This is a genomic window from Bradyrhizobium sp. Tv2a-2 (assembly GCF_000472425.1).
In the GTDB taxonomy this organism is placed as follows: domain Bacteria; phylum Pseudomonadota; class Alphaproteobacteria; order Rhizobiales; family Xanthobacteraceae; genus Bradyrhizobium.
Genome location: NZ_AXAI01000004.1, coordinates 430675 through 448514 on the forward strand (window position 1 = coordinate 430675; position 17840 = coordinate 448514).

Annotated in this window: 18 protein-coding genes; 8 read left to right on the forward strand and 10 right to left on the reverse strand. The window is 64.3% G+C overall.

Annotated features, from left to right (window positions below; translation table 11 throughout):
- Positions 1–61: 61 nt before the first annotated feature.
- The 4 genes from A3AI_RS0110835 (at position 62) to A3AI_RS0110850 (ending at position 3060) form a co-directional block, all read left to right on the forward strand.
- A complete protein-coding gene (locus A3AI_RS0110835) occupies positions 62–529 on the forward strand; it encodes a RidA family protein (RefSeq protein ID WP_024515595.1) in 468 nt (155 codons plus the stop codon).
- A gap of 3 nt (positions 530–532) precedes the next feature.
- On the forward strand, positions 533–1279 hold the full coding sequence (locus A3AI_RS0110840; RefSeq protein ID WP_024515596.1) for a glycerophosphodiester phosphodiesterase: 747 nt from the start codon (positions 533–535) through the stop codon (positions 1277–1279).
- A gap of 57 nt (positions 1280–1336) precedes the next feature.
- Complete coding sequence (locus tag A3AI_RS0110845; RefSeq protein WP_024515597.1) at positions 1337–2569, forward strand: GNAT family N-acetyltransferase; 1233 nt, start codon at positions 1337–1339, stop codon at positions 2567–2569.
- Positions 2570–2631: 62 nt separating this feature from the next.
- Entirely contained in the window at positions 2632–3060 is a 429-nt protein-coding gene (locus A3AI_RS0110850; RefSeq protein WP_024515598.1) for an HIT family protein, read from the forward strand.
- Between the two features lie 102 nt (positions 3061–3162).
- Here A3AI_RS0110850 and tsaA read toward each other — a convergent pair whose 3' ends face one another.
- From tsaA to A3AI_RS0110880, 6 genes are all read right to left on the reverse strand, one after another.
- A complete protein-coding gene (gene tsaA / locus A3AI_RS0110855; RefSeq protein ID WP_024515599.1) occupies positions 3163–3654 on the reverse strand; it encodes a tRNA (N6-threonylcarbamoyladenosine(37)-N6)-methyltransferase TrmO in 492 nt (163 codons plus the stop codon).
- A 171-nt stretch (positions 3655–3825) separates the two neighbouring features.
- On the reverse strand, positions 3826–4170 hold the full coding sequence (locus A3AI_RS0110860) for an AzlD domain-containing protein (RefSeq protein WP_024515600.1): 345 nt from the start codon (positions 4168–4170) through the stop codon (positions 3826–3828).
- A gap of 19 nt (positions 4171–4189) precedes the next feature.
- Positions 4190–4927, reverse strand: coding sequence for an AzlC family ABC transporter permease (locus tag A3AI_RS0110865; RefSeq protein WP_024515601.1), 738 nt, complete (start codon positions 4925–4927; stop codon positions 4190–4192).
- A 144-nt stretch (positions 4928–5071) separates the two neighbouring features.
- On the reverse strand, positions 5072–6073 hold the full coding sequence (locus A3AI_RS0110870) for a lytic transglycosylase domain-containing protein (RefSeq protein WP_051382349.1): 1002 nt from the start codon (positions 6071–6073) through the stop codon (positions 5072–5074).
- Positions 6074–6142: 69 nt separating this feature from the next.
- Positions 6143–7177: a phenylacetaldoxime dehydratase family protein gene (locus tag A3AI_RS0110875; protein WP_024515603.1), complete on the reverse strand. Its 1035-nt coding sequence runs from the start codon at positions 7175–7177 to the stop codon at positions 6143–6145.
- A gap of 10 nt (positions 7178–7187) precedes the next feature.
- Entirely contained in the window at positions 7188–8222 is a 1035-nt protein-coding gene (locus A3AI_RS0110880; RefSeq protein ID WP_024515604.1) for a carbon-nitrogen hydrolase family protein, read from the reverse strand.
- A gap of 207 nt (positions 8223–8429) precedes the next feature.
- On the opposite strand from A3AI_RS0110880, the gene A3AI_RS0110885 reads away from it, so the two are divergent.
- Together A3AI_RS0110885 and A3AI_RS0110890 are read left to right on the forward strand one after the other, a co-directional pair.
- The gene (locus tag A3AI_RS0110885) at positions 8430–9383 is read left to right on the forward strand and encodes an AraC-like ligand-binding domain-containing protein (RefSeq protein ID WP_024515605.1); all 954 of its coding nucleotides are present in this window, start codon (positions 8430–8432) and stop codon (positions 9381–9383) included.
- 153 nt (positions 9384–9536) lie between these two features.
- The gene (locus tag A3AI_RS0110890; protein ID WP_024515606.1) at positions 9537–9887 is read left to right on the forward strand and encodes a PilZ domain-containing protein; all 351 of its coding nucleotides are present in this window, start codon (positions 9537–9539) and stop codon (positions 9885–9887) included.
- Positions 9888–9998: 111 nt separating this feature from the next.
- On the opposite strand, the gene A3AI_RS47410 is transcribed toward A3AI_RS0110890, so the two are convergent.
- Positions 9999–10169: a hypothetical protein gene (locus A3AI_RS47410; protein WP_156927718.1), complete on the reverse strand. Its 171-nt coding sequence runs from the start codon at positions 10167–10169 to the stop codon at positions 9999–10001.
- 89 nt (positions 10170–10258) lie between these two features.
- On the opposite strand from A3AI_RS47410, the gene A3AI_RS0110900 reads away from it, so the two are divergent.
- On the forward strand, positions 10259–11683 hold the full coding sequence (locus tag A3AI_RS0110900) for an MFS transporter (RefSeq protein ID WP_051382350.1): 1425 nt from the start codon (positions 10259–10261) through the stop codon (positions 11681–11683).
- Between the two features lie 82 nt (positions 11684–11765).
- Here the strand turns inward: A3AI_RS0110900 and clpA are convergent, their stop codons facing one another.
- The 3 genes from clpA to A3AI_RS0110920 all read right to left on the reverse strand — a co-directional run bounded on the left by clpA (position 11766) and on the right by A3AI_RS0110920 (position 15573).
- Positions 11766–14165, reverse strand: a complete 2400-nt coding sequence (gene clpA, locus A3AI_RS0110905) for an ATP-dependent Clp protease ATP-binding subunit ClpA (protein ID WP_024515608.1) — start codon at positions 14163–14165, stop codon at positions 11766–11768.
- 227 nt (positions 14166–14392) lie between these two features.
- Entirely contained in the window at positions 14393–14725 is a 333-nt protein-coding gene (gene clpS, locus A3AI_RS0110910) for an ATP-dependent Clp protease adapter ClpS (protein ID WP_024515609.1), read from the reverse strand.
- A 509-nt stretch (positions 14726–15234) separates the two neighbouring features.
- Positions 15235–15573 carry a phasin family protein gene (locus A3AI_RS0110920; protein WP_024515610.1) on the reverse strand — a complete coding sequence of 113 codons (339 nt, stop codon included), beginning with the start codon at positions 15571–15573 and terminating at the stop codon, positions 15235–15237.
- A gap of 402 nt (positions 15574–15975) precedes the next feature.
- Between A3AI_RS0110920 and A3AI_RS0110925 the strand changes: the two genes are divergently transcribed.
- On the forward strand, positions 15976–17769 hold the full coding sequence (locus tag A3AI_RS0110925; protein WP_024515611.1) for a D-alanyl-D-alanine carboxypeptidase: 1794 nt from the start codon (positions 15976–15978) through the stop codon (positions 17767–17769).
- Positions 17770–17840 lie beyond the last annotated feature (71 nt).

Below are 17840 nucleotides of genomic sequence, written 5' to 3' on the forward strand. Positions count from 1 at the left end.
CAGGGCCGCACCCGACCGCATCCCGGCCGGATGATGGTATAAAAAAAGCGAGGACGTTCAGATGGCGGGCACGATCGAACAGAAATTGGCATCCCTGGGTATCACCCTGCACGCGCCTGCGGCGCCGGTGGCGAACTATGTCGGCTTCGTCCGCACCGGCAATCTCCTGTTCGTGTCGGGCCAGGTCTGCTTCGATGGCGCCGGCAAGCTGATCGCCAAGGGCAAGCTGGGGGGCGGCGTCACCGTCGAGCAAGGCGCTGCGGCGGCGCGTGGCTGCGGCATCAACCTGTTGGCCCAGGTCAAGGCCGCGATCGGCGATCTGGACAAGGTGGTGCGCGTGGTGCGCCTCGGCGGCTTCGTCAATTCGGCGCCGGACTTCCTCGATGGGCCGAAGGTGCTCAACGGCGCCTCGGACCTGATGGTCGAGGTGTTCGGCGACAAGGGCCGCCATGCCCGCACCACGGTCGGCGTCGCTTCGCTGCCGGCGGATGCGTCGGTTGAAGTCGAGGGCCTGTTCGAGGTTGCTTAAACCTTGAGCGCCCCCGATTGGCTGACGGCGCGTCCCGTCGCTCACCGCGGCCTGCACAATGCCGCGCGCGGCATCATCGAGAACATGCCGGCGGCGGCACAAGCCGCCATCGACGGCAACTTCGCCATCGAGTGCGACATCCAGTTATCGGCCGATGGCGAAGCCATGGTGCATCATGATGGCGCGCTCGGTCGTCTCACCGAGGGCAGCGGGCGGCTGCGCGAGAAGACCGCGGCGGAGCTGAAATCCGTGCCCTTCAAGGGGACCGCCGAGCGGATGATGACGCTCTCTGAGCTCTGCGAACTCGTCGCCGGCCGCGTACCGCTGGTGATCGAGGTGAAGAGCGTTTTTGACGGCGACCGCAAGCTGGTGGCGCGGATGTCGCAGGTGTTGTCATCCTATCGGGGCCCGGCGGTCGGCATGTCCTTCGATCCCGACCAGGTGATGGCGCTGCGCGAGCTGATCCCATCGCGCCCGCGCGGCATCGTCGCTGAGCGGCACTACACGGCCAAAGATTGGCCGGAAGCCTCGCCCGCACAACGCCGCGACATGACACATTTGCGGCATGTCCTCCGCACCAGGCCGGATTTCGTCGCCTATTACGTCGACGAGCTGCCCGCGTTCGCACCCTGGCTTGCGCGCAATGTCTTCCGCTGTCCGCTGCTTACCTGGACGGTGCGTACGCCGGCCCAGCGTGCCCATGCCCGGCAATATGCGGACCAGATGATTTTTGAGGGGTTTGTGCCCTGAACGGTCGACAGAGCGCCCCCTTGAACTCGCTGCTGCAATGCACGATCTTTGAAGCAGATGGCGTCGTCTGAAATCACCCTTGAAGCAGTTCCCTCGGTCGCCGAAGTCCCGGCGGAGGAATGGAATGCGTGCGCCAATCCGGACGTGAGCAACAGCCACGGCAACGGCGCCGATCCTCTCGCCGGCTCTTGCGCGACCACAAAACGCGCCTACAACCCCTTCGTTTCCCACGCGTTTTTCTCGGCGCTGGAAGCCTCCGGCTCGGCCGCACCGCGCACCGGCTGGGGAGCGCGGCATCTGATCGCCAAGATCGACGGCAAGGCCGCCGGCATCGTCCCCTGCTATCTGAAATCGCATTCGCAAGGCGAATATGTCTTCGACCGCGGTTGGGCCGATGCCTATGAGCGAGCCGGCGGGCGCTATTATCCGAAGCTGCAAGCCTCGGTTCCCTTCACGCCCGCGACCGGCCCGCGCCTTCTGATCCGCGACGGTGTGAACCGCGACGAGATTGCGTCGGCCCTTGCGAGCGGCCTGATCGCGCTGACGGGTGTGAGCAAGGCGTCGTCGGCGCACGTGACCTTTGCGCGCGAGGAAGAATGGAGGCTGCTCGCAAAGCACGGTTTCCTGCAGCGGACCGACCAGCAATTCCACTGGCAGAACCAGGGCTTTGCCAGCTTCGACGACTTTCTCGCCACGCTCAACTCGCGCCACCGCAAGGCGATCAAGCGCGAGCGGCGCGAGGCGGTCGCCGCCGGCGTCAGCATTCATTGGCTGACCGGTGCCGCCATCACCGAGGACGCGTGGGATGCGTTCTTTCAATTCTACATGGAGACCGGCTCGCGTAAATGGGGCCGGCCCTATCTCACCCGCTCATTCTATTCGCTGATCGGCAGCAGCATGGCGAAGGACGTGTTGCTCGTAATGGTCCGCCGCAATCATCGCTGGATCGCGGGCGCGATCAATTTCATCGGCTCGGACACGCTGTTCGGCCGGCATTGGGGCGCGATCGAGCATCACCCGTTCCTGCATTTCGAGGTCTGCTACTACCAGGCGATCGACTACGCCATCAAGCATGGCCTGAAGGTCGTCGAGGCCGGCGCGCAAGGCGAGCACAAGCTTGCCCGCGGCTATGAACCGCGCACGACCTATTCGGCGCATTACATTGCAGACGCCGGCCTGCACCGCGCGATCGACGAATATCTCAGGCGCGAGCGCGCCTATGTGGCCGAGGCCGGCCGCGAGCTTGCGGAAGCCGTACCGTTCCGCAAAAGCTCCGACGAAGCGTCTTGACCGCGCGCCAGCGCACGGCGAAATTGCCGCCAATTTTCTGAGAAGCCGCCGGGAGAGCCGCTATGACTGCCTACGACAACAACAACGCGTTCGCCAAAATCCTGCGCGGTGAGTTTCCCTGCCACAAGGTCTATGAGAACGAGCATGTGCTCGCCTTCCTCGACATCATGCCGCGCGTACCCGGCCATACGCTGGTGATCCCCAAGGCCCCTGCCCGTAACATCCTCGACATCACGGAGGAGGACTACCTCCATGTCGGCCGCGCCACCCGCCTCATCGCGCGTGCGGCCAAGGACGCATTCGACGCCGACGGCATCACCATCCAGCAGTTCAACGAGCCAGCCGGAGGCCAGGTGGTGTTTCACCTCCATGTTCACGTCATGCCCCGCTACGACGGCATCGCGCTGTTGCCGCCGGCATCTCGAAAGGAAGATGTGAAGGTCCTGGAAGACAACGCGACGAAGCTCATGGCTGCGTTGGAGGGGATGTAGGTCCTCGCCGTCTTCACCGTCATTGCGAGCGACGCAAAGCAATCCAGGGCCACGCCACGACTCTGGATTGCTTCGTCGCTCCGCTCCTCGCAATGACGGCGGCTACTCCGTCTGAAAATCGCCCGGTTGCGGTGCGGCCAGCGGGGTGAACTCGCAACGGTCGGGCTTCACGTCCAGGAGCGGGGTGCCGTCGAGGCAATCGAGCCCTCGCACCAGGATCATGTTGCCTTCGATGCGCTCCAGTTTCACGATTGACGTCCCGATCGGGTTGGGACGCACCGGCGAGCGTAGCGAGAAGGTGCCGCGGGTCGATTTGTTGTTCTTCGGGCTCTGCAGCACGAGGTCACGGCGCGACTGGTCGAGCCAATAGATCACCTCGAGGTTGGAATAGAAGTCGACGCCCTTGATGGCGGGCACCCAGGGCTCGAAGATCTCCAGCCGGCAGATCGGCCCGTCATGCCGGCCTTGCCGCGGCGTCTCCAGCCGCGAGGTCCAGGGCGTACGGATGCGGCCGATGAAGACGAGCCCCGCATCGGTCGTCTCGGGCATATCAACCGCGCGCTCGCCCTCGCGAATTTCGTTTTCTCGTACCATCTCGATCAGTCCCGTAAGTCCGCCAGCGAGTCTAGCGAATTATGGCGACACTGCAAATTGCGGACCTTAGAGCATTTCCGGTTCTGATTGAATCAGAACCGAAGCTCCGGATTCTTGTTTTGACGCGTTTTCTTCACGCGAACCGGTGTCCACTTCGCTCGAAAACGCTCTCTAGCCAAGGAACCATCTGCCCGTCAGCATGAAGATTTCGCCGCAGAGGACGCCGGCAAAGATCGAGCGCCGCGTCAGCATGAAGGCGGCAAAACCCACCACCAGCGCGCCGTAGCGCAAGAAGCCGGGCACGCTGGCCAAAGCTCCCGGCGGCTGCACAAGGATCTGCGCAATCACGCCGGCGAGGATAGCGGTCGCCACCGCCTTCACCCACATCAGGAGGTCCGATCCCTCGTCCAGCCCGCCGCCGAGCCACAGGCCAAGCATACGCCAGATCTGGTTCGGGATTACACCTGCCAGCAGCAGGACCAGTAGCGCGTGCCAGTCGCCGAAGAATTCGCTCATGGTACCGCTCATGTCGTGCTCATGGCCCCTCCCGCCATTTGTGGACGGCAAAGGCGATGGTACCGGCGGCGACGCCACTGACCAGGATATCGAGACCGCTGTTGAGCAACGACGCCAGCGGATAGAAGGCAAGTCCGAGTCCCAGCGCCAGCACGTCCGCAAGCTCCTTCGAGTTGCGCGCGGTGGAGAACAGAAAAGACAGCGGCGTCAGCAAGAGGATCGCCGAGCCGAAGGTCTGCGTCAGGTTGGCGGCAAGCTCATAGCCGATCACGGTGGCGACCAGACCGATCAGGACAAGCCCGCATCCGAGCCCATGGACGAAGGCGATGCGCTTGTCGCGCGGCACATGCGGCAGGAAGCGATAGCATTCGACCCACAGCGTCACCGCCGTGAAATGCGCAACCAGCACCAGCTGCCGCCGTTTCGTCTCCGGCGCGCGCATCATCGGCAGCACCGCAACCACCATCGGAAACAGCCTGATCGCGCTCACGGTCACCGCGATCGCCGACTGCACGATGGAAGCACCGGAGGCGAGCGTGGAGATGAGAATGATCTGCGCCGGCCCCGCCCACACCAGCAGCGTGCCCATCATCGCCCAGGCGAGCGAAAAATGCGTGTCATGGGCGAGCGCGCCGATCCCAACATAGGTGACGAACAGCACCAGCGAGAGAATGGTCGAGCGAACCGCGCCCATCCCGATCGCGAAGGCGCGCAGGGGCGGATGCCATTGGGGTGAATCGAGCGGCGGAAACGGCACGGCGAAATGGGACGGAGTGAATCGTGCCGCGATAAGGCGGATGAACGAGAGCTGCGTCAAGCAACGCGGGGGTGGGGCTGTTATGCGCAGAGTCCAGTTATCCGGGGCGTCCGACAGGACCAGACCCGGAATGACGCGCCTCCTTCACCCCCTCACTCCCATATTCCTCAACACAAAGCACGCGCCCCCGGCGCGGCGGATGCGGTTGCAGAGGTCATCCGCCTCAGGCCTCGTGTCGGCGCCGATGCGTACCTGGTAGAAGGCGCGCGTGCCGCGGTTGCGCATCACCGAGGACAAGAGGCTCGGATCGCGGTCGCCGATGACGGCAGACAGGCCCTTGATGGCGCGGGCGTACATCGCGAGCGCCTTGTTGCGGTCAAAGCCGGCGGCAAGCTGCACGCCCCAAAGTTTTGCGGCCGCCAGTTCTACATGCTGCTCGAGCTGGGCGACAAACGGATTCGGTGCGCGCTTCAAGAGCGCGATCAGATCATGACAGCTCGTCGGCGGCGCGCTCGGCGGCGGCTTGACACCGCCCTTACCCGCCTTCGCCCATTCGTCGATCGACGAGCCCGTGATCGCCGAAACATAGTTGCGAGTTTCCTGCGGCATAGGGCCTGTCCCGGCGAGCCAATCCTGCACCCGGCGCGGGCCGGCGTTGTAAGCGGCTGCAGCGAGCCCGAGATTGCCGAACTGATTGCGCAGCTCGTTCAAGAACTCGGCCGACTTCGGCAGCGCCTGCACCGGATCGAAGGGATCAAGCAGCCGCCGCTCGCTCGCCGTGCCCGGCATGAACTGCGCAATGCCCTGCGCGCGCTGGCCGCTGCGGGTCATGGGTCCGACGGCATCGGATTGAAAGCGGCTCTCCTGCCAGATCACACGGGCGAAAAACTCCAGCGGCAGATCGTTGGCACGCGCAGCCGATTCCACCATCAGGCAGATCGCCTCGCGGGTCGCGCTCTCCGTCTCGGATGGCTTTGGCGGCTGGCTCGGGGTCGCCAGTTCCTCGACGCTCGGAACCGCGACGCCGGTCCTGTCACGTGTCTGTGTCGAAGCATCATCGGCCGCCGCCGCGCCAAAGAGCGGCAGCAGCAGCGCAACAACGAGACAGGGCGCGGCACGCATCCGGACAGAAGTCGGCAAGCCCATGCTGGTTCCCGAGAGCCCGTTCGAGAGAACGGCAGTCTACCCATCCCGGGAAATCGTACCAGACCTTGATCAGGTGGCCGCCACCGCCGCCAGCATGCCGGTTCTCGGATGACAGTCGCGATATTCAAAAAACTGTTCGCCCGCAGCCGCGACCGTGACCTCGTGATAGAGCCTGAGCTTCGCCGCGGGCCCGAGGGTCGAGAGATACTTCATCGCCGCACCAAAGATCCTGACATGGGTCGGGTGCGATTCCGCCCAGCGCTCCAGTGCCGCGAGGCTGCGCCACCAGCTCTGCCCGTAGGATTTTTCGGTCGGCACACCGTCAGCACCAAGCACGCGCATATAGCGGTTGGCATAGCACCCGATGCCACGGCCATCGTCACGCAGGAAATCCATGCCTTCGCGCAACACCGGCTCGACCTCTTCGAGATAGAGTTTGCGCTCGGCAGCTTCCGTGTCGCTCCAGTCCTGGCCGGAGCGGATCAGGCAGAGATTGTCATGGGCGACCACGCGCAGGCGCGCGCCATCGCGCCTTAGCGTCGGATTTCCGCCGGGCGCCATCTCGTCCGTCTGCGACAGCGGGATGCGATCGCGCATGCCGCCCCAATAAGCGTGCTCCTGCACCTCGTCGCTCATACCCTCGGCAATGACCGCAACACCTTCGGCGCGATCCGGCGAGGAGAACAGAGTCTCGTAGCGTGCCACGGCCGGCCGCAGCACCTCGATGTAGCGGCCGACGCCCTCTTCGCCGTCGCCGGTCCAAGCCTCCCGCGCCGGCGCAAACCAGGCGTCGAACTTCGCGACATCATCCCAATAGGCGACCGAAACCACGTTCGAGAATCCGGCCTGGTCGACGTAGTGCGCGCGATCCCAATGCGAAGGCGCATGTGCGCCCGCAAAGCGCGCAGCGATATCGCCGAGCGAGCTTGACGCACCTGCCGGTGCCTGACCGCGATATTGCAGGCCGAAATAAGCCATCACGACCCGGGTGACATCAGGTTTGTGCCGCGCCACGAAAGACGGATATGGCGGATGGTAGTCATCGGGGACGCGGCGATGGCGAGAGCGAGCGGTCTTCAGATGCGCGGGAATAGCGGATTCCATGGCGCCCTCCTCACGCGGCCTGGGTGGACCTCGCGGGCGCAGGCTCAGCCTCTTCCGGTGCCGTCGTATCGAGCGGCAGCGCGAACGGCTCAACCCGGTTCAGCGGCGTCTTGTTCAGGAGCAGCCGCGTCACGTCGGGTCGCGAATAATGCCCGGCCGGATCGGCCGCGTTCTTGGCGACACCGATAGCGCCGAGATCGATCTCGGCCATCAGGAGGCCCTCCGCGTCCGGCGCCAGCTTCTCCGCGAGCGAGCTGCCATCGGGGCCATAGATCGCGGCATGTCCGCCGCCGGCGTGCAACAGGCCATGCTTGTCGGGGCGGTCGCAAAGCTCCTCGATCATGGCTTGCGAGACGGTCGCACACGGTGCCAGCACGAAGCAGGAGCCCTCCACCGCATAGACGCGGGAGGCGGCATTGTTCACCTCCGCGCCCAGCGCCGGCGCAAAGGGATCGTAGAGCGAGAAGCTCGGCCATGAGGCGACGTGAACCTGCTCGTTCTGGGCGTACATGGCGTATTTCGACAGCGGCTGCAGATGCTCCCAGCAGCACAAGGCACCGAGCCGCCCGATGCCCGGGCGGTCATGCACCGCGAGGTCGCTGCCGTCGCCCTCGCCATAGACCGTGCGCTCGGCATGGGTCGGCCGCAGCTTGCGCCGCTTGGCGATGGTCTCGCCATCGGGCCCGATCAGCCATTGCGCGATGTAGAGGCTGCCGCCGTCCCGCTCGGACAGGCCGATGACGGCGGTGAGCTTTGCCTTTTTCACCGCGGCGCGCAGCGTCTCGGCCTCTGGGCTGTCATAGGCCAGCGAATTGTCGAAATAGCGCTGCACAAAGCCGCGGCCGATCGCCCAGGCGGGCGAATCCAGCCAGATGTGCCAAGGATAGCCGGGAATGAAGACCTCCGGGAAAGCGATCAGCTTGGCACCCTTTTCGGCCGCCTCCTCGATCAGCGCGATAGTCTTCCCGATCGAACCGTCGAGATCGAGAAAGGCTGGCGCCGCCTGCACCACGGCCACCTTGTATCTGGGATGCGAAATGCCCATCGCTGCCTCCATCGCTAAGAGCCGGCCCCACCGACGGGCGGTTTCCCGTTGATCGAAGCCTGCGTCCGTTGCAGTCTGTTTTGCCTGCGGGCGCGGCCGCTCGCTCGTCTGCCCGGGAACAAGAATTCGACTGCGGAGGCAGCGGCTCGTGGCGGCGGCGAAGCAAGAGGGCATTGCCTGCAGCCGACGTGAAGGGAGACGGGCCTGATGTCGGTCCATTTCACCACCGATGCCGCGCCGGGATACCGGCGGTTGGCGCTCTGGCAGGACATCGTCTGCGACGTCTATGTCGGGCTCGACTGCACCTCGTCGCGCGGCAGCGATTTTCACGGCGCGGTGACGCGCACGCCGCTCGGCCGGGCTGCCTGCTCGGAAGTCTCCTCGGACCAGCAGCGCGTCCGCCGCACGCCGGCGCGGATCGCCCGCTCGCACGAGGAGTACGTCCTGATCGCACTCGGCAAGCATGGTGTCGGAAGCGTCGCGCAGGACGGCCGCGAGACGGTGATCCATCCCGGCGAGTTCGCGATCTACGACACCACCCGCCCTTACGAACTGCGCTTCGACGACGCCTTCACGCAGACGATCCTGCAGGTGCCACGCGACATGCTAAACCGCTGCATCGCCGGCACCGAAGCCCTGACCGCGATCAGCTTCGGCTCCGACCGTCCGCTGTCGAAGCTTGCCCATGACTTTGTCTGTCAGCTCTGCCAGAGCGCCGACCGAATTGCGCCCGCGCAGGCGACGCGGCTGTCCGAGCAGGCGGTCGATCTGGTTGCGATGGCGCTTGCCGAGCGGCTTCCGGCGCAGCCTGCGGCCTCGACCCATCGCGCGGCGCTGCTCTACCGGCTCAAGGCCTATATCCGCGCGCATCTTTCCGATCCCGACCTCTCGCTGGCCGAGACCGCCGGGGCGCTCGGCATCTCGCCGCGCTATGTCAACGATCTTCTCTCCGATGAGGCGACCTCATTCCAGCGCCATGTGCTGAAAGAGCGGCTTTCGCGATGTGCACGCGATCTTGCGTCGCCGATGCTCGCCCACCGCCAGGTCGGTGAAATTGCCTTTGCCTGGGGCTTCAATGACCTCTCCCATTTCGGGCGGGTCTTCCGCGAGCATTACGGCGCCTCGCCGCGCGAATGGCGGCAGAATAAGCTCGCCCACTGAGCCGCGTTGGGTCGAATTGCGGCGGCATTGCGCCCGGATACGGTTAAACTTGCAGCCAAGGGATTTACGTTAACGCAAGGAAGCCGCCGGGCCGGCCTTCTCATCGAGATCGCTCTCTGCGTAGACTTCACCGTATTTTTCCGGAGGAGAGAGATGCAGGATCGGCGGGCAAACGCGCGCGACAAAGTGCTTTTCGGCGGGCGTGCCGCTGTCGACGCGCGTTCGAGCATGAACTGCGTGGTGCGCAATCTCAGCGAGAACGGCGCATGCGTCGAGGTCGATGGCGACGCCCGCGTGCCCCAAGAGATCAACCTCACCATCGCCCGCAAGGGCCGCTCCTACCTTGCACAGGTGGTCTGGCGCGAAGCCAATCGGCTCGGGCTTGCCTTCCGCGCGATGATCACCGACCCCGGCTCCTCCGATCTCGACGCCCGGCTCCGCGCCAGCGAAAAGAAGAAGCGCGAGCTGCAGCGCCGCATCAAGCAATTGATCGGCGAAGGCTGAGGCGTAGCTTCAATTCGACTTTCGCGAGGTTGGTGACCGCACATACCGGCGGCCAGGTGACGGCCACGATCGCGTTCGACAACGAGGCAAAGATCAACCGCACGGCGGAAATTATGCGCGGATGCGCGCCAACGGCGTCAGCATCATCGAACCGGCGCCACCAGGCCTGATCGCGGCGCGGCGCGAGGCCGCCCCGCAGCCCATCGCCGCCTGAAAGGCCAAAACCTCGGCGGAAGCGATCGAGATCGCGGATTGGGCGATCAAGCAATAGGGAGCGCGCATGGCTGAGGAACCATGGCCACCCTGCCCGGTTGGCCACTGGGCGGCTATCTTGCCGCAATCAAATCGAAGAAGCCCGTTTCCAAGAGAGAATGTCAATTACAGCAGTTGAACACGCGGATGGCCTGCCGCTGCCGCAGCGGTATTGGGCGATCCTCACCATTGCTCTCGGCATCGTCATGGCGGTGGTCGACGGCTCCATCGCCAACGTCGCGCTGCCGACCATTGCGACCGATCTTGATGCATCTCCTGCCTTCTCGATCTGGATCGTCAACGGCTATCAGCTCGCCGTCACGATCTCGCTTTTGCCGCTGGCCTCGCTTGGCGAGATCATCGGCTATCGGCGCGTCTATCTCGCGGGGCTCGTGCTGTTCACGCTGGCGTCGCTGTTCTGCGCGCTGGCACATACGCTGCTGCTGTTGACGGTCGCGCGCATCCTGCAGGGCTTCGGCGCCGCCGGCATCCTGAGCGTCAACTCGGCGCTGGTACGTTACACCTATCCGCACGACCAGCTCGGCCGCGGCATCGGCATCAATGCCATGGTGGTCGCCACTTCAGCCGCAGTCGGCCCGACGATCGCGGCCGGCATTCTTGCGTTTCTGAGCTGGCCCTACCTGTTCGCTATCAATGTGCCGATCGGCCTCGTCACCTTCGTCCTGGCGTGGCGTTCGCTGCCGCATACGCGGCCCGCCGAGCACGCCTTCGATTGGCAAAGTGCCGCGCTCAGCGCCGTGACCTTCGGGGTTGGCATCGCCGCGATCGATAGCGTCGGCCATGGCGAGGCGCTCGCCACGTGCCTGCTGCAATTTGCCATCGCAGCCTGTGCCGGCGGCGCGCTGCTCTATCGCGGGACGCATATGACGACCCCGCCGCTGTTGCCGGTGGATCTCTTGCGCATCCCGATCTTTGCGCTGTCGATTGCGACCTCGATTGCCTCCTTCTGCGGCCAGATGCTGGCGTTCACCGCGCTGCCCTTCTACCTGCAACACCGTTTCGGCTACTCGGCGGTGCAGATGGGCCTTCTGATCACGCCCTGGCCGCTTGCGGTCGGCGTCGCTGCCCCATTGGCCGGCCGGCTCGTGGAGCGCTACCCGGCCGGCCTGCTCGGCGGTATCGGCCTGCTCATATTTGCGCTGGGACTCGCGGCACTGGCGTTTCTTCCAGATCGTCCGACCCCGAGCGATGTGATCTGGCGCATGGCGCTCGCGGGCTTCGGCTTCGGCCTGTTCCAGACGCCCAACAACCGCACCATGCTGGCGGCCGCGCCGCGCGAACGCTCGGGTGGCGCCAGCGGCATGCTCGGCACAGCGCGGCTATTGGGACAGACCACGGGCGCAGCGCTGGTCGCACTGTTCCTGGCGCGTTATCCGGACGACGGCACCCACATCTCCCTGCTTGCCGCTGTCGGCGCAGCGCTGGTCGGCGCCATGCTGAGCATGCTGCGGCTGTCGGAAGCCGGCGCCCGCGGCGCCGAGCATGTACAGGTGCAGGAGGGCCAACGGCTCAAGGGCGAGTGAGCGGGCTCGCCTCCAACTGCGGACAGCAAAGAGGCCGGCGCTGAAGCCGGCCTCTTTTAGTCTCTCATTCTTGGATTTCTCGTCACGCCTTGACCAGCGGCCCCTTCGAGGTCGGGCCCTTGGTACCGCCGCCACCGCCGGACTTCGGCGGCTTGCGCTTGCGCGCGCCGGGCAGCTTCTCCGGCTTGGGCGTGACCGGGCCTTCGACGAACTCGAAGCCGATCTTGTCGAGCGCGGTGGCCTCGTCCTTGACAAGGACCACGCGGACATGGCCGCCGCCCTTGAGCTTGCCGAACAGCACCTCGTCGGCCAGAGGCTTCTTGATGTGTTCCTGGATCACGCGCGCCATCGGGCGTGCGCCCATCTGCTGGTCGTAGCCGTGCTCGATCAACCAGGCCTTGGCGGGCTCCGACAGCTCGATGGTGACGTCGCGGTCGGCGAGCTGGGCTTCCAGCTGCAGCACGAACTTCTCCACCACCATGCCGATCACGTCGACATTGAGATGCGCGAAGGAGATGACGGCATCGAGGCGGTTGCGGAATTCCGGCGCGAACTGCCGGTTGATCGCCTCGTGGTCGTCGCCTTCCCGCTTCGAGCGGGTGAAGCCGAAGGCCTGCTTCGCAAGATCCGCCGCGCCCGCGTTCGTGGTCATGATCAGGATCACGTTGCGGAAATTGACCTGCTTGCCGTTGTGGTCGGTGAGCCGGCCATGATCCATGATCTGCAACAGCACGTTGTAGAGATCGGGATGCGCCTTCTCGATTTCGTCGAGCAACACCACGCAGTGCGGATGCTGGTCGACGCCGTCGGTGAGCAGGCCGCCCTGGTCGAAGCCGACATAGCCCGGAGGCGCGCCGATCAGGCGCGACACCGTGTGCCGCTCCATGTACTCGGACATATCGAAGCGCAGGAGCTCCACGCCGAGCGTCGCCGCGAGCTGCTTTGCAACTTCGGTCTTGCCGACGCCGGTGGGACCCGAGAACAGGTAGCAGCCGATCGGCTTCTCCGGCTCGCGCAAGCCGGCGCGCGCCAGCTTGATCGAGGCGGAGAGTGACTCGATCGCCCGGTCCTGGCCGAACACCACGCGCTTCAACGTCTGCTCGAGGTGCTTGAGCACCTCGGCGTCGTCCTTGGACACGCTCTTCGGTGGAATGCGCGCCATGGTGGCGATCGTGGTCTCGATCTCCTTGATGCCGATGGTCTTCTTGCGCTTGTTCTCGGCCACCAGCATCTGCGCCGCGCCCGACTCGTCGATCACGTCGATCGCCTTGTCCGGCAGCTTGCGGTCATGGATGTAGCGCGAGGACAGCTGCACTGCGGCCTCGATCGCCTCGTTGGTGTATTTCAGCCGGTGATAGTCCTCGAAATAGGGCTTCAAACCCTTGAGGATCGCGATTGCATCATCGACCGACGGCTCGTTGATGTCGATCTTCTGGAAGCGGCGCACCAGCGCGCGGTCCTTCTCGAAATGCTGGCGGTATTCCTTGTAGGTCGTCGAGCCCATGCAGCGGATGGTGCCCGAGGCGAGTGCCGGCTTCAAAAGATTGGACGCGTCCATGGCACCGCCGGAGGTGGCGCCGGCGCCGATCACGGTGTGGATCTCGTCGATGAACAGGATGGCGTTCGGATGGGCCTCCAGCTCCTTCAAGACCTGCTTCAGACGCTCCTCGAAGTCGCCGCGATAGCGCGTGCCGGCAAGCAGCGTGCCCATGTCGAGTGAGAACACAGTGGCGGCCGCCAGCACTTCCGGCACCTCGCTGTCGACGATGCGCTTTGCCAGACCTTCCGCGATCGCGGTCTTGCCGACGCCGGCCTCACCGACGAACAAGGGATTGTTCTTCTGCCGGCGGCAGAGCACCTGAATCGCGCGGTTGATCTCTGAGTTGCGGCCGATGACGGGATCGATCTTGCCCTCGCGCGCCTTCTTGTTGAGGTTGACGCAATAGGTGTCGAGCGCTTCGCCCTTTTTCTTGGAGTCTTCGTTGCCCTTGGTCTCGGTCTCCTCGTCGACGCCGCGCACGGGACGCGCTTCGGACACGCCGGGGCGCTTGGCGATCCCGTGGCTGATATAGTTGACCGCGTCATAGCGCGTCATGTCCTGCTCCTGCAGGAAATACGCGGCATGGCTCTCGCGCTCGGCGAAGATTGCGATCAGCACATTGGCGCCGGTCACCTCTTCGCGGCCCGACGACTGCACATGGATCACCGCGCGCTGGATCACGCGCTGGAAGCCCGCGGTCGGCTTGGCGTCATCGGCGCCATCGGTGACCAGGTTTTCGAATTCGGTTTCGAGATAATTGACGAGGCTCGTACGCAGCTTGTCGAGATCGACGCTGCAGGCGCGCATCACCGCTGCCGCATCGGAGTCGTCGATCAGCGAGAGCAGCAAATGCTCGAGCGTCGCGTATTGGTGGTGTCGCTCATTCGCAATCGCCAGCGCTCGGTGCAAGGACTGCTCAAGGCTCTGGGAAAAAGTCGGCATTCGCGCTCCTGTGGCCCCCCGCCATCATGATCGCCGTTGCCTGTCGAGGCAACAACAACCTTCGTCACCATATAGTTATTCAAGTCTCGGCAAAAAGGCCTGTTCCGCCACCCGCGCAGCGTACCCCAAATCTTCCCGGAAATAGCTATCCCTGCACAAAGGGACGATGCAAATCCCGTTCCGCCAGCCATGTCCGCCCGTGTCGCGCGACCGCCGGCGTTATGTTTTCATTTTTTTTCCATCACGCACTGCAGGGGGTGCTGATGCTTACGCGCAAAATCCATTACCTGGGTCACTTTGGTCTCGGCAATCTCATAGGTAAAAACGCCGCACTCGCCGATCCCGTGGTGGTGGACATGGAGCATGATCTTGGTCGCCGCTTCCGCGTCCTTGTTGAAGAACTTCTCCAGCACATGAACGACGAACTCCATCGGCGTGTAGTCGTCGTTGAGGATCAGGACGCGGTAGAGATTGGGCCGCTTGGTTTTGGGCTTGACCTTGGTGATGACGGAGGTGGAGGGGCCGCTGGTGTTCGGCGGACGGTTCTCGTCATTGCTCATGCAGACAGCATGGAGAACGATTGGAGGCTTTGGTTGCGGATCAGGGCTGGGAGTTGGTCGCGACATGGCACAAGCGTTCAAAAAATCCCCACAGGAGGCAGACGGCGAGGCCGGATAGCGGATCCGCGTGGCGCAGCCGAAGCTATCCCGGTAACCCACTCAAACTTTCGAAAATCGCTGCTGCGCTCGGGCCGGCCGGTCCGAACGTTGCACATATGGGTCGGTCGCCGGCTCGCCGCAAGCGCCGGCAGGACGCCACGCGCATGCCGCAGGGCCGATTCCCGAACCCGGCGATCAACATCGAAGGTTAATCAATCCGGCGCGGTTTGACAAAAGCAAATCGCGCGAGCCCCGGTGACAAAAAGCTGCGACCGGGCGGAACAATGGCGGCACGCGTCCACCGTAGAACCACGGAGACCGCCGGGCGGACGAACGAGCAAGAGGAGCACAAAATAAAAGCCCGGCGAATCGGCCGGGCTTTCTGCGATAACAGGCGCTGTTCGCGGCCGTTACTGCGCCTGCGGCGCGTACTTCGCGACCATCGATTCGAGCGGCTTGAACACCTGCTTGGCGAGATCGCCATAGAGGCCCGCGATCTTCTGCGAGTCCGCGACGAAGGTCTCGTAAGCCGTCTTGGCGTATTCGCTCTGCGCCTCGAGGGCCTTGTCCAGCGACTTCACGCCGGAGAGCTTCTCGACGAAGGACTTGGTGTCCTCATACGACTTCTTACTGTAGTCGCCATAGGCGGTCGCGATCGCACTCAGGCCGTTCTGAACGGTAGTGGCCGAGGCCACCGCATTCTCGAACTGCTCTTTGCCGTAGTTCTGAAAGTCCTCAACCTTGAACATCATGGAATCCCTTTTTCCCAGACTGCTTGAAGTGCCGGGAGAGTCCCGGCTCCCTGACGCAAAATAGACATAGTGCAATGCACAAATATGTCAAGGAATCTTGTGCGCCGCACAAACATCGTCAGTTTTCGACCGAATACTGGGGGTTCCCGCAAGGGTTCCTTAATGTTTTGGCAAGACTCGCCACCTACCCTGATTCCTGGACCTGTTCATCCTTCCGCAGGCAGTCAAAAAACTGTTTGTGAACAGAGCCTTAGCTAGAAAGGCGGCCTGGACTTGCCGAACCACTCGACGGCCAAGCAGTGGTTTTGCGGGTTCCGCGCAGGGGAATGATCGGCGGAGATTGGGCACAATTTCGCCTCACGAGCCGGTGATCAAGTCGGAAACTGGGACGGGGATTTCATGCTTCGCAAAAACTTGGCGTCCTCGCGCTTGGTGCGGGTTGGCGTTTTCGGGCTGGTTGCAGTCACTTCCGCGGCGATTTGCACGACCGATGCGCAGGCGCGTCGGCACTCTCGCCACCACCAAGTCTCCCACAGCCACGATTCGGACGACGATTACAGCCCGAAATTCTCGTCCATCATCGTGGACGGCAATTCCGGCTCGGTGTTGACCGCAAACAGCCCCGACGGCCTGCGCCACCCGGCTTCGCTCACCAAGATGATGACGCTTTATCTCCTGTTCGAGCGTCTCGACGCCGGCAAGATCAAGCTCGACACCGAGATGCAGGTTTCGGAGCACGCCTCCGACCAGGACCCGACCAAGCTCGGCCTGCGTGCCGGCCAGACCATCCGCGTTGAGGACGCGATCAAGGGCTTGATTACGCGTTCCGCCAACGACGCGGCCGTCGTGATCGCCGAGGCGCTCGGAGGCAGTGAGGACAATTTCGCGAAGATGATGACGCACAAGGCGCATGGACTCGGCATGAGCCGTACCATCTATCGCAACGCCTCCGGTCTGCCGAATGACGAACAGGTCACAACCGCGCGCGATCAGTCGATCCTGGGCCGGGCGCTGCAGGACCGCTTCCCGCGCTACTATCGTTACTTCTCAACCACCGCCTTCAATTTTCGCGGCCACACCATCACCGGGCACAATCACCTACTCGGCAGCGTCGAGGGCGTCGACGGGATCAAGACCGGCTATACCCGCGCCTCCGGCTTCAACCTCGTGACCTCGATGCATCGCGGCAATCGCTTCCTGATCGGCGTGGTCATGGGCGGCCGCAGCGGCGGCTCGCGCGACGCCACCATGCGCAGCCTGCTGGCAGAAAACCTTGAAAAAGCCTCCACCACCCGCACGGCTGCGGCGATCACCGAGAATGCAGGGCAGGATATGACTGCTGACACCGACGATGCGCGTCCGACCGTGGCACAGGCCGCCACCTCCGAGCCGGCTGCGGCCGCGCAGGCGCCTGCACCGGTGCCGATGCCGGCGCCGCGTATGTCCGTCCTCGCCCAGGCCACGGCGGCCGTGCCGCCGGCGCAGCCCAAGTCCGACCCCGCTCCCCTCACATCAGGCGTGATCCAGACCCAGGCGCTCGCCAGCATCCCCGGCTCGACCGAGCCGATGAAGCCGGTGAGGGTGAAGACGGTCCAGGTCAAGGCCGGCCCGATGAAGCTTGCCTCCGCCGGGCCCTCCCAGCCGGCGCCGCCCGTCACCAGCGCGATTCCCTCCGCGCGGCCTGAAGTCGCCGAAACCTCCAACGCGGTCGTCGCCCGGGCCGAAACCAGCAAGAGCGAACCGTCGCCCGACGTGGCGCGCAACGATTTGCCGCGGCAGCCGCCCGGCCACGGCACCGGCAACGGCATCTTGGGCGTGCTTCCAGCCTCGAGCCTGCCACCGAGCCAGGCCGCCGCTTCGCCGGCCGCCCAGCAGGCCATGGCCGCGCTGACACCGGCACCGCAGCCCGCCATCCAGAGCACCGCCAGCAGCAAACCTGCGGTGCACACCGGCTGGATCGTCCAGGTCGGCGCGCTCGAGAGCGAGAACGAAGCGCAGGCGCGCATCGAGGCGGCGCGCAACGGCGCCCACGGGCTGCTCGCCAAGGCCGATCCCTTCACGGAGACTGTCATCGCCAAGGGCGACCGCAAGCTCTACCGCGCCCGCTTTGCCGGCCTTGATCGCGACCAGGCCGAAGCCGTCTGCAAGGCGCTCAAGCGCTCCGAAATCTCTTGCATCACCATGCGCAACTGATCTGAGACCCACCTAAAGCGCGATGAGATTTGGTTGAAGCGTCATCGCGCTTCAGGTCTTTGATTGAGCAT

Coding starts and splice junctions, on each gene's coding strand:
- A3AI_RS0110860 (WP_024515600.1), bottom strand. CDS start 4,170: ATGAGCGAATTCTTCGGCGACTGGCACGCGCTACTGGTCCTGCTGCTG.
- A3AI_RS0110885 (WP_024515605.1), top strand. CDS start 8,430: ATGTCGGTCCATTTCACCACCGATGCCGCGCCGGGATACCGGCGGTTG.
- A3AI_RS0110845 (WP_024515597.1), top strand. CDS start 1,337: ATGGCGTCGTCTGAAATCACCCTTGAAGCAGTTCCCTCGGTCGCCGAA.
- A3AI_RS0110925 (WP_024515611.1), top strand. CDS start 15,976: ATGCTTCGCAAAAACTTGGCGTCCTCGCGCTTGGTGCGGGTTGGCGTT.
- clpS (WP_024515609.1), bottom strand. CDS start 14,725: ATGAGCAATGACGAGAACCGTCCGCCGAACACCAGCGGCCCCTCCACC.
- A3AI_RS0110920 (WP_024515610.1), bottom strand. CDS start 15,573: ATGTTCAAGGTTGAGGACTTTCAGAACTACGGCAAAGAGCAGTTCGAG.
- A3AI_RS0110875 (WP_024515603.1), bottom strand. CDS start 7,177: ATGGAATCCGCTATTCCCGCGCATCTGAAGACCGCTCGCTCTCGCCAT.
- A3AI_RS0110835 (WP_024515595.1), top strand. CDS start 62: ATGGCGGGCACGATCGAACAGAAATTGGCATCCCTGGGTATCACCCTG.
- A3AI_RS0110850 (WP_024515598.1), top strand. CDS start 2,632: ATGACTGCCTACGACAACAACAACGCGTTCGCCAAAATCCTGCGCGGT.
- A3AI_RS0110880 (WP_024515604.1), bottom strand. CDS start 8,222: ATGGGCATTTCGCATCCCAGATACAAGGTGGCCGTGGTGCAGGCGGCG.
- A3AI_RS0110870 (WP_051382349.1), bottom strand. CDS start 6,073: ATGGGCTTGCCGACTTCTGTCCGGATGCGTGCCGCGCCCTGTCTCGTT.
- clpA (WP_024515608.1), bottom strand. CDS start 14,165: ATGCCGACTTTTTCCCAGAGCCTTGAGCAGTCCTTGCACCGAGCGCTG.
- tsaA (WP_024515599.1), bottom strand. CDS start 3,654: ATGGTACGAGAAAACGAAATTCGCGAGGGCGAGCGCGCGGTTGATATG.
- A3AI_RS0110900 (WP_051382350.1), top strand. CDS start 10,259: ATGTCAATTACAGCAGTTGAACACGCGGATGGCCTGCCGCTGCCGCAG.
- A3AI_RS47410 (WP_156927718.1), bottom strand. CDS start 10,169: ATGCGCGCTCCCTATTGCTTGATCGCCCAATCCGCGATCTCGATCGCT.
- A3AI_RS0110890 (WP_024515606.1), top strand. CDS start 9,537: ATGCAGGATCGGCGGGCAAACGCGCGCGACAAAGTGCTTTTCGGCGGG.